This is a genomic window from Bacteroides sp. D2, assembly GCF_025147085.1.
GTDB lineage: Bacteria > Bacteroidota > Bacteroidia > Bacteroidales > Bacteroidaceae > Bacteroides.
The window spans coordinates 5,414,434-5,428,059 of sequence record NZ_CP102261.1 but is presented as its reverse complement, the minus strand read 5'-3'; the positions used below and the strand labels follow the sequence as shown (position 1 = coordinate 5,428,059).

Here is a 13,626-nt window from a genome sequence, read left to right as displayed (position 1 = left end):
ACGGTATATGCCTGGAATAGTGACGCTATCCTAAGCATATACCGTCACTATGTTGGTGGGATAGCGTCACTCTTTTAATAGCTGTTAATAAGGTAGTTCTTTAGATAAGTTTAAGTGAATTGAACAATGAAATTGAATGATATTGTAGGGTTTTATAATAATATTAAGTGCCATGTAATCATTTTATTTCGTATCTTTGTTCATATTTCCAATAAAAGCATTAGAGTGGTATGAAAGAGACATTTAGAAGATATCCTATCGGAATACAGAATTTTGAGGATTTACGTAATAATGATTGTGTGTATATTGATAAAACTGCATTAATTTATCATTTGACCCATACAAATAAGATTTATTTCCTTAGTCGTCCTCGCCGCTTTGGAAAGAGTCTTCTAGTCTCTACGTTGGAAGCATATTTTTCCGGTAAAAAGGAATTATTTAACGGACTTGCAATGGAACAATTGGAACAGGAATGGACTGTTTATCCTGTGTTGCATATTGATTTTAGCAGAACAAAATACACCACAATCGAAGATTTGCAAGAGCAATTGAATCTTTATCTAAGCGAATGGGAGAGGACTTATGGGAAAAATGAAGAAGAAACGAGCTATGCAGCCCGTTTAACCGGTTTGCTTCAACGAATCTACCAACAGACAGGAAAGCAGGCTGTCGTATTGATTGACGAATATGATGCACCTTTATTGGATAGTAATAGTGACTCTGCTTTACAAGGACAATTGCGAACTGAAATGCGGAAGTTCTTCAGTCCTCTTAAAGCACAAGGGCAATATCTTCGTTTCTTGTTTTTGACAGGAATCAGCAAGTTCAGTCAGATGAGTATATTTAGTGAGCTGAATAACTTGCAGAATATCAGTATGAGCGATGATTATAGTGCTATTTGTGGTATTACAGAGCAAGAGTTGCTAAGTCAGATGCAACCGGATATTGAGAGGATAGCTCAAGCGAATAATGAAACCTATGAAGAGGCTTGTCGGCATTTGAAACGGCAGTATGACGGTTATCATTTCAGTAAGAATTGTGAAGATATTTACAATCCGTTCAGCCTTTTCAATGCATTTTCGCAAAGAGATTATAAGAGCTTTTGGTTTTCTACCGGCACGCCTACTTTCTTGATTGAAATGTTACAGCGAATGGACTTCAGTCTTAATCTATTGGAAAAGATGGAAGTGAAAGACGAAGATTTTGATAAAGCGACAGAGGTTATTACCGATCCGATTCCTGTGCTTTATCAGAGTGGCTATTTGACTATCAAAGGGTATGAACCTCTCTTTCGTACATACACATTAGGTTATCCCAACGAAGAAGTTAAAATAGGCTTTATTGAGACGTTGATCCCTTCCTATCTCAATCAACCGACACGAGAAAGTAACTTTTATGTAGTCTCTTTTGTAAGAGACCTGATGAAAGGTGATATTGAGCAGTGTCTTCTTCGTACTCGTTCTTTCTTTTCTTCCATACCTTATGATTTGGAGAATAATCAGGAGAAACATTATCAGACTATCTTCTATTTATTATTCCGTTTAATGGGCCAATATGTAGATGTAGAAGTAAAGAATGCTATTGGCAGGGCTGACGTGGTAATAAAGATGTCCGATGCAATTTATGTATTTGAATTTAAGGTAGATGGAACTCCTGAAGAAGCATTGGCTCAAATTGATAGTAAACAATATGCTATTCCTTACGAGATAGATCATTGCAAGGTTGTCAAGGTTGGAGTGAATTTTGATAGTCCAACACGGACTTTGGGGCAGTGGATCATAAAATAGGAAGATGATATGAAAAATGCTGTTGCTAAAGATAAATATCCGTGGTAGATATTCGTCTGAATAACGATGTGTTCCTTTTAAGGTACTATTGGCGGATTAATAATGTCTGTAATCGGGGGGGAGATTTTCTTGCCGCTACTGACGTTGAAAAAAGAAGTGTTTTGTGAAAGCCAAAGCTATGCTTTAGCATCTGTAAAGCGTAGCTTTATCTAATCTAAAGCTACGCTTTTCATAGTCTTACCAATTATTTCCGGCGTTACTGCTATTGACCAGCATCTCTACCCGCTGTCTGTATGTATTTGCTCCTTCAGCGATATTCTTTCCCGCATCCGCTGTTCCCATTCCATAAACAACGATAGGAGTCTGCCACACCATACCTGAATGGATAGCACTGGCCTGATAAGGGCGTAAAAGTTCGTCCGTAGTGAAACCATTCCTTCCTCCGCTGCGGTAAGCATCGAATTCAGATCCGGTAGTTGTTACCACTGTCAGCGGTTTACCGGCGACTGCCGGAGTCTTGGATAGGAAAGTAAAGACTTCATCCTGCCATTTCTTTAGTAATGACGGTGCAGACATCCAATAGAAAGGAAACTGATAGATCACAGCAGAGGCATCAGAGATGATTTTACTCCATTCGTCTACATTGAAAGCGATGTCAGGCGATAATTCGTAAAGGTTGAATACGGCTACTCCTTCAATGTCACCAACGGCATCAATTAATGCTTTGTTTGCTTGAGATCCTTTCATGTTTGGATGTGCCAGCAGGATCACTACTTTTCTTAAATCTTTATTCATATTCAATCAGGTATTTAGGATGATATAACTACTTATAGATTATAAAGGTGTAAAAATAAGAAAAAGTTCGCGAAAACCAATATCTTAATTAAAAATAAAACAATCCCTCTTTGCTTTTGAATTTGTATTTTTGCATCCACGTTCGTAAGGCGTTATTTTAGATAATAATTTATATATGATAAATTTTAATCAGTTCCCTTCTCCTTGTTACATCATGGAAGAAGAGCTTTTAAGAAAGAACCTGTGTTTGATAAAAAGCGTGGCCGACAGGGCGGGAGTGGAGATCATTCTTGCTTTTAAGTCATTTGCCATGTGGCGCTCTTTCCCCATATTCCGTGAATATATAGATCATTCTACGGCAAGTTCGGTGTATGAAGCCCGTTTGGCATTGGAAGAGTTCGGCAGCAAGGCGCATACATATTCTCCTGCTTATACGGAACAGGATTTCCCGGAAATCATGCGTTGCAGCAGTCATATCACATTCAACTCAATGCAGCAGTTTGAACGCTTCTATCCGATGGTGGTTGCAGAAGGAAGTGGCATCTCTTGTGGTATCCGCGTAAATCCTGAATATTCGGAAGTGGAAACCGAACTTTATAATCCATGTGCACCCGGCACACGTTTTGGGATAACAACCGATTTGCTGCCCGAAGCATTACCGCAAGGTATTGAAGGCTTTCATTGTCATTGTCACTGTGAATCTTCTTCTTATGAGCTGGAACGTACATTGGAACATCTTGAAGCTAAATTTGCCCATTGGTTTCCACAGATTAAATGGTTGAATCTGGGTGGTGGACACCTGATGACCCGTAAGGACTATGATACCGAACATTTGATAAGACTGTTGCAAGGATTAAAAGCACGCTATCCTCATTTGCGCATTATCCTGGAGCCCGGTTCGGCCTTTACCTGGCAGACGGGAGTGCTGACTTCCGAAGTGGTGGATATTGTGGAAAGTCGTGGTATCAAGACGGCTATTTTGAATGTTAGTTTCACTTGCCACATGCCGGATTGTCTGGAGATGCCATATCAACCTGCCGTGCGTGGTGCAGAGATGGGAAATGAAGGAAAATATATTTATCGTCTCGGAGGAAATTCCTGTTTGAGCGGTGATTATATGGGACTGTGGAGCTTCGATCACGAGTTGCAAATCGGAGAGCGTATCGTGTTCGAAGATATGATTCATTATACGATGGTCAAGACAAATATGTTTAACGGAATTCATCATCCTGCCATTGCCATTTGGACAAAAGAGGGGAAAGCTGAAATATACAAGCAATTTTCTTATGAAGATTATCGTGACCGAATGAGTTGATAATCAAAATGATTGTTTTGCGGTAGGTGCAAAGTGAACAGATTTCTGTGAAAAAAGTAGGCAGAATGTTTGCATGTTTACGGAAAATCCCTACCTTTGCAACCGCAAACGAAAAAATGCGGAAATAGCTCAGTTGGTAGAGCATAACCTTGCCAAGGTTAGGGTCGCGAGTTCGAGTCTCGTTTTCCGCTCATGTTTCTTTGAAATGTTGGAACAATAATCTTTGCCCAGGTGGCGGAATTGGTAGACGCGCACGTTTCAGGTGCGTGTGTCGAGAGGCATGCAGGTTCGAGTCCTGTTCTGGGCACAAAGGTTAAACTTTAAAATTATGGAGAGGTGGCGGAATTGGTAGACGCGCTACTTTGAGGTGGTAGTGACAGAAATGTTGTGGGAGTTCGAGTCTCCTCCTCTTCACAGTTTATGAAAGTGAAATGCGGAAATAGCTCAGTTGGTAGAGCATAACCTTGCCAAGGTTAGGGTCGCGAGTTCGAGTCTCGTTTTCCGCTCTTGTTTCTTTGAAATAATGGAACTAAGTTTTGCCCAGGTGGCGGAATTGGTAGACGCGCACGTTTCAGGTGCGTGTGTCGAGAGGCATGCAGGTTCGAGTCCTGTTCTGGGCACCCATCTTTCAGATTTCTGAATGACGAAATTTAGTTTGCGGAAATAGCTCAGTTGGTAGAGCATAACCTTGCCAAGGTTAGGGTCGCGAGTTCGAGTCTCGTTTTCCGCTCCATATAAGATGAGGTTGTCAGTCGATAAGATTGGCAACCTTTTTTTGTATAATATTGGAAGTTTACCGGACGATTGTATCGATAGATTGAACGGAAAAGCGTAATTTTGCAAACGAAAAAATCAATGTACTCCCCCCAAAAAAGAGCGTCATTGATTCACACAGACCTTTAATTAATTTAACTATTTGTGATATGTTAACACAGATTATTAATGCACGCATCCTCACCCCGCAAGGCTGGTTGAAGGATGGGTCAGTTCTTATTCGTGACAATAAAATTCTGGAAGTAACCAATTGTGACCTTGCAATTATCGGAGCCAAACTGATTGATGCCAAAGGAATGTATATTGTTCCGGGAGGTGTAGAAATCCATGTTCACGGTGGCGGTGGAAGAGACTTTATGGAAGGCACCGAAGAGGCTTTCCGGACAGCAATCAAAGCTCATATGCAGCATGGCACTACCAGTATTTTTCCTACTCTTTCTTCTTCTACCATTCCAATGATCCGTGCAGCCGCGGAAACTACTGAAAAAATGATGGCGGAGCCTAATAGCCCTGTGCTCGGACTTCATCTGGAAGGACATTATTTCAATATGGCGATGGCAGGTGGACAGATTCCCGAAAATATCAAAGATCCCGATCCCGAAGAATATATTCCGTTGCTGGAAGAAACTCATTGTATCAAACGTTGGGATGCCGCACCGGAACTTCCCGGAGCCATGCAATTTGGTAAATATATCACAGCGAAAGGGGTGTTGGCTTCGGTAGGACATACCCAGGCCGAATTTGAGGATATACAGACAGCCTATGAGGCGGGATATACGCATGCCACTCATTTTTATAATGCAATGCCGGGATTCCATAAACGGAAAGAGTACAAGTATGAAGGTACGGTAGAAAGTATTTATCTGATTGATGATATGACAGTGGAAGTGGTGGCAGACGGTATTCATGTGCCTCCAACAATCTTGCGCCTTGTTTACAAGATAAAAGGAGTGGAACGCACTTGTCTGATAACGGATGCATTGGCTTGTGCCGCCAGTGATAGTCAGGTGGCTTTTGATCCGCGTGTGATTATCGAGGACGGAGTATGTAAGCTGGCAGACCATTCAGCACTGGCGGGAAGTATTGCAACGATGGATCGACTGATTCGTACCATGGTGCAGAAGGCGGAAATACCTTTGGAGGATGCCGTGAGAATGGCCTCCGAAACTCCTGCCCGGATTATGGGAGTACTCGACCGTAAAGGAACGCTGGAGCGTGGCAAGGATGCCGATATAATTGCTTTAGACAGAGACTTGAATGTGAGAGCTGTATGGGCGATGGGAGAACTGGTGGAAGGCACCAATAAACTGTTTTAAATCTAATAAATAACGAAAACTATGTTGACTCAAATAATAAATGGAAGAATATTGACCCCGCAAGGCTGGTTGAAAGATGGTTCCGTATTGATTTGTGATGGAAAAATATTAGAGGTGACCAACAGTGATTTGGCGGTTATCGGTGCAACGGTTATTGATGCCAGAGGGATGACGATTGTGCCCGGATTTGTAAGTATGCATGCACATGGAGGTGGCGGACATGATTATACGGAAGCAACGGAAGAAGCATTCCGCACGGCAACTACTGCACATCTGAAACATGGTGCTACCGGGATATTTCCTACATTATCATCTACCTCGTTCGAAAGAATCTACCAGGCAGTTGATGTCTGTGAAAACCTGATGAAAGAGAAGGATTCTCCTGTTCTTGGCCTGCATATCGAAGGTCCTTACTTGAATCCGAAGATGGCGGGAACACAGTATGACGGTTTTCTGAAAACTCCGGATGAAAATGAATATATTCCTTTATTGGCGCGTACGTCTTGCATCAGACGTTGGGATATTAGTCCCGAACTACCCGGTGCACATGATTTTGCAAAGTATACCCGTTCGAAAGGAATTATGACTGCCGTAACACATACGGAAGCCGAATATGATGAAATCAAGGCTGCGTATGCAGTGGGCTTCTCTCATGCTGCCCATTTTTATAATGCGATGCCGGGTTTCCATAAACGTCGTGAGTATAAATATGAGGGTACGGTGGAGAGCGTATATTTGACGGATGGGATGACAGTGGAAGTGATTGCAGATGGTATTCACTTGCCTGCCACGATTCTAAAGTTGGTTTATAAGTTGAAAGGTGTAGAGAATACGTGCCTCGTTACCGATGCTTTGGCTTATGCTGCTTATGAAGGGAATGAACCGATTGATCCTCGCTATATCATAGAGGACGGCGTATGTAAGATGGCAGATCATTCTGCATTGGCCGGTAGCCTGGCTACGATGGATGTATTGGTTCGCACCATGGTGAAGAAAGCGAATATACCTTTGGAAGATGCCGTGCGTATGGCTTCTGAAACTCCTGCCCGTTTAATTGGAGTGAGTGACCGGAAAGGGGCGTTGGCAAAGGGAAAGGATGCTGATATTGTGATTCTTGATAAGGAACTGAATGTACGATGTGTATGGTCGATGGGAAAGATTGTTCCGGGAACTGATATTCTGTTGCATAAAGAATAGTTGAAATAATCTCCAAAGAGGAGGGTCATAATGAATAATAAAACGCAGATTAACGCAAATTATCGCAGATTATTTCATTTATATTGATATATTAATCAATGACTTATAAAATTATTTCTGCGATAATTCGCGTTAATCTGCGTTTTGACACACTCCCTATTATAAAAGCCAATGTTCTGTATGATATCAAAAGTCCGGCAGTTTATCATCATCAGAAGTATCCCGGACTTTTAATGTATTTTTATTCTGAAAGTAAACTGGTTTCTATCAGTTCTTTCAATTGGTTTTTATTCATTGTACCTAATTTCATTGTCGGTTTGCCGTTCAGCGGGCAAAGTAGCAGGTTGGGAATGGTGCGGATTTTAAATGCACTTTCCAATTCCGGCTCCTGATCGACATCTACTTTATAAATATCTAATTTCCCTTCGTATTCTTTAGCTAGTTGGTCTAATATAGGCGATAACGCTTTGCAATAGACGCACCACGGGGCATGAAAATCGACCAGGCAAGGTTTATTCCCTTTGAAGTTCCAGTTATCAGGATAAGATTGATAATCAGCTACCTTCTCTACAAAACTATCTTTGGTTAAATCTATTATTTTCATATATTCTATTTTTAATGGTTCATTTCATTTTCTCTACTGCAAAGATAGGGGAGTTGGGATAAAAGAAGGATAGCCATTTTTCCTGTTGTGTTTACAATTCTTCCTTCTATGGCTGTTTTCTAATCAAATTCTAATCTGATATGAGAGGCTTATAATGACTTTTTCCCGTCTCTCCGGTTACAGATTTGTAATTTTGCCGCGACAACTACAATAAGGTAATAAAGATAAATATAGTAATGAACAGAGTATTTCTAATTTCTTTTTTTCTTCTGCTGACAGGAGGAATATGCGCGCAACAGGCTACCACAGGAACATTAACGCTGAAAGAGGCGGAACAACGTTTTCTGGAACGTAACTTATCGCTGATAGCCGAACGGTACAACATTGATATGGCACAGGCACAAGTGCTGCAAGCCAAATTATTTGAGAATCCGGTAATCTCGTTAGAACAGAATGTTTATAACCGCCTGAACGGAAAGTATTTTGACTTTGGTAAGGAGGGCGAAATGGTTGTGGGAATTGAACAGGTAATTCGTCTTGCCGGACAACGGAATAAGCAGGTGAAACTGGAGAAAATCAACAAGGAAATAGCAGAATATCAGTTTGAAGAGGTGATGAGAACACTTCGTCAGGAGCTGAATGAGAAGTTTGTACAAGTCTATTTTCTCTCGAAATCCATATCCATTTATGAGAAGGAAGTGAATTCTCTGCAAGAGTTACTTGCCGGAATGAAACTGCAACAGGAGAAAGGAAATATTTCATTGATGGAAATGTCCCGTCTGGAATCTATGTTGTTCTCTTTGAAGAAAGAGAAGAATGAACGGGAAAACGAGTTGTTAACCCTTAGAGGGGAACTTAATGTCTTGTTAAATCTTCCGGGAGACACGATGGTTGAGTTATCACTGGATGAAGAGGTGTTGAAGCAATTGGATTTGTCTCAACTATCGTTCGCCGACTTGAAAGCGATGGTGAATGAACGGCCGGATCTCAAGATTGCCCGGAGTACGGTCAGTGCTTCCCGTGCAAATCTGAAATTGCAGAAATCAATGGCATTTCCGGAATTTTCGGTGAATGGTAGTTATGACCGTGCCGGAAACTTTATCAATAACTATTTTGCAATAGGAGTGAGCTTGTCAGTACCTATTTTCAACCGCAACCAGGGAAATGTGAAAGCTGCCCGTTTTAGTATCCAGCAGGCAGGAGCGGAACAGGAAAATGCGGCTAACCGTGCGGATATGGAGCTTTATACCGCTTATGCTTCGTTGGATAAAGCTGTTCAGCTTTATCAATCTACCAATATGGAACTGGAACGTAACTTCGAAAAACTGATAGCAGGAGTGAATGAGAACTTTAAGAAACGAAATATCAGCTTGTTGGAGTTTATCGATTACTATGACAGCTATAAAGAAACTTGTATTCAGTTACATGAAATAAAGAAAGATGTTTTCCTGGCGATGGAAAACCTGAATACAACTATCGGACAAACTATATTGAACTACTAATATTCATAAATTATCAAAGACTATGAACTGGAATAAATTCCTTCCTTGCATATTGCTTACTACCGTATTGGGAGCATGCTCCGGTAAAGGAGAACAAACGAATGTTGAACCGGCTGCCTTATGCCTGACAGATAGCTTGTTGAGGATTGTATCTGTCGATACGGTTCACGTTCAAGAGGTGATTGACGAACTGACATTAAACGGGCGGGTCACTTTTAATGAGAATCAGGTGGCACATGTATATCCGATGTTTGGAGGTACAGTAACGGAACTGAAGGCTGAAATAGGAGACTTTGTTCGTAAGGGAGATGTGTTGGCAGTCATCCGCAGTGGAGAAGTGGCAGATTATGAAAAGCAATTGAAGGAGGCGGAACAACAATTATTGCTGGCACGCAGAAATATGGATGCTACGCAGGATATGTATGCTTCCGGGATGGCTTCGGATAAAGATGTACTTCAGGCGAAGCAGGAGTTGATAAGTGCCGAAGCCGAAGAAAGAAGAATAAAGGATGTTTTCTCTATTTATAATTTCTCCGGAAATGCTTATTATCAGCTGAAATCTCCCGTTTCGGGGTTTATTGTGGAGAAACAAATCAGCAGGGATATGCAGTTGCGTCCGGATCAGAGTGAAGAGCTGTTCACGATTTCGGGGTTGTCAGACGTATGGGTGATGGCGGATGTGTATGAAAGCGATATCAGTAAGGTTTCCGAAGATGCCTCCGTACGCATTTCTACGTTGGCTTATCCGGATAAGATGTTTGCCGGTACGATTGATAAGGTGTATCATTTGTTGAATAGTGAAAGTAAAACGATGAATGTCCGCATCAAATTGAAGAATGAAGAATATTTGTTGAAACCGGGGATGTTTACGAATGTAAGTGTGAAATGTAAAGCGGATGGAACTTCTATGCCTCGTATCGATGCTCATGCACTGGTATTTGAAGGAGGAAAGAATTATGTGGTCGTGGTGGAGCCGGATCAGCGTTTGCAGGTGAAAGAGGTAGATGTATACAAACAGTTGAGCAAGGAGTGCTATATCCGTTCCGGACTTTCCGAGGGAGACAGAGTGCTGAATAATAATGTATTGTTGGTATATAATGCGTTGAATGCAGATTAAAAACAGAAAATAGTATGCACAAATTCATAGATAATATAGTGGCTTTCTCGCTGAAGAATAAATTCTTTATTTTCTTCTGTACAGCGATTGCCGTTATAGCCGGAGCTGTTTCCTTTAAACATACTCCGATAGATGCTTTCCCGGATGTGACGAATACGAAAGTGACGATTATCACGCAATGGCCGGGACGTAGTGCCGAAGAGGTAGAGAAGTTTATCACCATTCCTGTTGAGATTGCGATGAATCCCGTTCAGAAGAAAACGGATATTCGTTCCACCACTCTTTTCGGGCTTTCTGTCATCAATGTAATGTTTGAAGATCGTGTCGATGATTTCACAGCACGTCAACAGGTATATAATTTATTGAATGATGCCGACCTTCCGGACGGGGTAACTCCGGAAGTACAACCTCTGTATGGACCGACGGGAGAAATATTCCGTTATACGCTTCGTAGTGACAAGCGCAGTGTGCGGGAACTGAAAACGATTCAGGATTGGGTGATTGAACGTAATCTCCGTTCAGTATCCGGCGTAGCGGATATTGTGAGCTTCGGCGGAGAGGTGAAGACGTTTGAGGTAAGTGTGAATCCTCACCAGTTGATTAATTATGGCATTACCTCTTTGGAACTGTATGATGCGATAGCTAAAAGTAATATCAATGTAGGAGGAGATGTTATCACTAAAAGTTCGCAAGCTTATGTGGTTCGTGGAATCGGTTTGATTAACGATCTGGATGAATTGAGAAATATCGTAGTGAAAAACATCAATGGCACTCCGATTCTGGTGAAGAATCTTGCCGATGTACACGAATCCTGTCTGCCTCGTCTGGGACAAGTGGGCCGAATGGATGAAAATGATGTTGTACAGGGGATTGTAGTCATGCGGAAAGGAGAGAATCCGGGTGAGGTGATTGCCAACCTGAAAGATAAAATAGAGGACTTGAATCAGAATGTGCTTCCGAAAGATGTGAAGATAGTGGCATTCTATGACCGGGAGGACTTGGTGAATCTGGCGGTAAAGACTGTGACGCATAATCTGATTGAAGGAATATTATTGGTTACGTTTATTGTATTGATCTTTATGGCAGATTGGCGGACTACCGTGATTGTTGCTGTCGTTATCCCATTAGCCCTTTTGTTCGCATTTATCTGTTTACGGGTGATGGGAATGTCCGCCAATCTGCTTTCTATGGGAGCCATAGACTTCGGTATTATTATTGATGGGGCCGTGGTGATGGTGGAAGGAGTGTTTGTGGCTTTGGACAAGAAAGCGAGGGAAGTGGGGATGCCTGCTTTTAATGTGATGTCTAAAATGGGCTTGATCCGTAACACGGCAAAAGACAAGGCGAAAGCGGTTTTCTTCTCCAAATTGATTATCATCACTGCATTGATTCCTATCTTCTCTTTCCAGAAGGTAGAAGGAAAGATGTTCTCTCCTTTGGCATACACGCTGGGCTTTGCATTGTTGGGAGCTTTGATCTTTACATTGACATTGGTTCCGGTGATGTCTTCCATGTTACTGAAAAAGAATGTTCGTGAGAAAAATAACCGTTTTGTCCATTTTATCAATGCGAAGTGTTCGGCTCTTTTTGATTTATTCTATGCGCACAGAAAACTGACCATCGGAATGGCAACCGTAATAGCGGGTGTCGGATTATGGCTTTTTTCTTTCCTGGGTACGGAGTTCCTTCCGCAGTTGAATGAGGGATCTATCTATATTCGTGCTACCTTGCCACAAAGCATTTCGCTTGATGAATCGGTGACTCTTGCCAATAAAATGAGAAAGAAACTATTAACGTTTCCGGAAGTGCGGCAAGTGCTGTCGCAAACCGGACGACCGAATGACGGTACAGATGCTACCGGATTCTATAATATCGAGTTCCACGTTGATATTTATCCCGAAAAGGAATGGGAGAGTAAGTTGACAAAACTGGAACTGATTGATAAGATGCAGGAGGATTTATCCATTTATCCCGGCATTGACTTCAATTTCTCACAACCGATTACTGATAATGTGGAGGAAGCAGCTTCCGGTGTGAAAGGATCTATTGCGGTGAAAGTGTTTGGTAAAGACTTGTATGAGTCGGAGAAATATGCGGTTCAGATAGATAAGATCCTTAGTACGGTTCAGGGAATTGAAGACTTGGGTGTGATTCGGAACATCGGTCAGCCGGAGCTTCGTATAGAGTTGAATGAACGCCAGTTGGCGCGTTATGGAGTTGCTAAGGAAGATGTGCAATCAATTATCGAAATGGCTATTGGCGGAAAATCGGCTTCACTGTTGTATGAGGATGAGCGGAAGTTTAATATCATGGTAAGATACAGCGAACAATTCCGTCAGAATGAAGAGGAGATAGGTAAGATATTGGTTCCGGCGATGGATGGAACGATGGTACCTATCAAAGAATTGGCAGATATAACGACGATTACGGGACCGTTATTGATATTCCGTGATAATCACGCTCGTTTCTGTGCAGTGAAATTCTCGGTGAGAGGTCGTGATATGGGTACGGCAGTTGCCGAGGCGCAGAAAAAGGTGAATGCTTCCGTACATCTGCCGGCAGGCTATTCGCTGAAATGGACGGGCGATTTTGAGAACCAGCAACGTGCCACAAAACGTCTGGCACAGGTTGTCCCTATCAGTATTGCTATCATTTTTATCATCCTGTTTATTCTATTCTCTAATGCGCGGGATGCGGGACTGGTATTGCTGAATGTACCGTTCGCTGCCGTGGGTGGTATTGTGGCTCTTCTGATAACGCAGTTCAACTTCTCCATTTCTGCCGGTATCGGTTTTATTGCCTTGTTTGGTATTTGTATTCAGAACGGGGTGATTATGATTTCCGATATAAAGGCGAATCTAAAACTCGGCTCGCCTTTGGAGAAAGCCACTAAGGAAGGAGTGCGCTCGCGTATCCGCCCTGTGATTATGACAGCGGCAATGGCAGCTATCGGTTTGATGCCCGCTGCCATGAGTCATGGAATTGGTTCGGAATCACAGCGTCCGTTGGCGATTGTCATTATCGGTGGATTGATAGGAGCGACTTTCTTTGCTTTGTTTGTCTTTCCTCTTATTGTGGAAGTGGTATATGAACGAATGTTATATGATAAAAATGGAAAGTTATTGCAAAGACGTATTTAGTTCATTTCTATTCTGTGGAAAAAACGTTCATAGATTAAATTTGTAGTTTTCAGTAGGTAGAGAGAGAAAGGGATAAAAG

The 13,626-nt window shown here is 41.9% G+C and carries 9 protein-coding genes and 6 tRNA genes; 13 read left to right on the top strand and 2 right to left on the bottom strand.

Going from position 1 to position 13,626, the window contains the following annotated elements; translation table 11 throughout:
• Window positions 1-230 precede the first annotated feature (230 nt).
• Window positions 231-1,787: an ATP-binding protein gene (locus NQ505_RS20380; RefSeq protein ID WP_008998449.1), complete on the top strand. Its 1,557-nt coding sequence runs from the start codon at window positions 231-233 to the stop codon at window positions 1,785-1,787.
• A gap of 237 nt (window positions 1,788-2,024) precedes the next feature.
• Here the strand turns inward: NQ505_RS20380 and NQ505_RS20375 are convergent, their stop codons facing one another.
• Window positions 2,025-2,582, bottom strand: a complete 558-nt coding sequence (locus tag NQ505_RS20375; protein ID WP_008998448.1) for an NAD(P)H-dependent oxidoreductase — start codon at window positions 2,580-2,582, stop codon at window positions 2,025-2,027.
• Between the two features lie 175 nt (window positions 2,583-2,757).
• Here NQ505_RS20375 and nspC point away from each other — a divergent pair, with 175 nt between their 5' ends.
• The 9 genes from nspC (at window position 2,758) to nagA (NQ505_RS20330) (ending at window position 7,184) form a co-directional block, all read left to right on the top strand.
• A complete protein-coding gene (gene nspC, locus NQ505_RS20370) occupies window positions 2,758-3,897 on the top strand; it encodes a carboxynorspermidine decarboxylase (RefSeq protein WP_008998447.1) in 1,140 nt (379 codons plus the stop codon).
• A 118-nt stretch (window positions 3,898-4,015) separates the two neighbouring features.
• A tRNA-Gly gene (locus NQ505_RS20365) sits at window positions 4,016-4,088 on the top strand.
• A 34-nt stretch (window positions 4,089-4,122) separates the two neighbouring features.
• Window positions 4,123-4,204, top strand: a tRNA-Leu gene (locus NQ505_RS20360).
• Between the two features lie 23 nt (window positions 4,205-4,227).
• Window positions 4,228-4,311 (top strand) — tRNA-Leu (locus NQ505_RS20355).
• A 19-nt stretch (window positions 4,312-4,330) separates the two neighbouring features.
• Window positions 4,331-4,403, top strand: a tRNA-Gly gene (locus tag NQ505_RS20350).
• 32 nt (window positions 4,404-4,435) lie between these two features.
• Window positions 4,436-4,517, top strand: a tRNA-Leu gene (locus tag NQ505_RS20345).
• A 37-nt stretch (window positions 4,518-4,554) separates the two neighbouring features.
• Window positions 4,555-4,630 (top strand) — tRNA-Gly (locus tag NQ505_RS20340).
• 190 nt (window positions 4,631-4,820) lie between these two features.
• Entirely contained in the window at window positions 4,821-5,987 is a 1,167-nt protein-coding gene (nagA, locus tag NQ505_RS20335) for an N-acetylglucosamine-6-phosphate deacetylase (RefSeq protein WP_004295719.1), read from the top strand.
• A gap of 21 nt (window positions 5,988-6,008) precedes the next feature.
• Window positions 6,009-7,184 carry an N-acetylglucosamine-6-phosphate deacetylase gene (gene nagA / locus NQ505_RS20330; protein ID WP_004310043.1) on the top strand — a complete coding sequence of 392 codons (1,176 nt, stop codon included), beginning with the start codon at window positions 6,009-6,011 and terminating at the stop codon, window positions 7,182-7,184.
• Window positions 7,185-7,425: 241 nt separating this feature from the next.
• On the opposite strand, the gene NQ505_RS20325 is transcribed toward nagA (NQ505_RS20330), so the two are convergent.
• Window positions 7,426-7,788 (bottom strand): thioredoxin family protein, encoded by a 363-nt coding sequence (locus tag NQ505_RS20325; RefSeq protein ID WP_004295721.1) that lies wholly within the window; start codon window positions 7,786-7,788, stop codon window positions 7,426-7,428.
• 236 nt (window positions 7,789-8,024) lie between these two features.
• Here NQ505_RS20325 and NQ505_RS20320 point away from each other — a divergent pair, with 236 nt between their 5' ends.
• Genes NQ505_RS20320 through NQ505_RS20310 form a run of 3 tightly spaced genes read left to right on the top strand, consistent with a single transcriptional unit; the run spans window position 8,025 to window position 13,547 of the window.
• Window positions 8,025-9,290: a TolC family protein gene (locus tag NQ505_RS20320; RefSeq protein WP_004295722.1), complete on the top strand. Its 1,266-nt coding sequence runs from the start codon at window positions 8,025-8,027 to the stop codon at window positions 9,288-9,290.
• Between the two features lie 22 nt (window positions 9,291-9,312).
• Window positions 9,313-10,407 carry an efflux RND transporter periplasmic adaptor subunit gene (locus tag NQ505_RS20315; RefSeq protein ID WP_008998445.1) on the top strand — a complete coding sequence of 365 codons (1,095 nt, stop codon included), beginning with the start codon at window positions 9,313-9,315 and terminating at the stop codon, window positions 10,405-10,407.
• A 14-nt stretch (window positions 10,408-10,421) separates the two neighbouring features.
• Window positions 10,422-13,547, top strand: coding sequence for an efflux RND transporter permease subunit (locus NQ505_RS20310; protein WP_004310040.1), 3,126 nt, complete (start codon window positions 10,422-10,424; stop codon window positions 13,545-13,547).
• Window positions 13,548-13,626 lie beyond the last annotated feature (79 nt).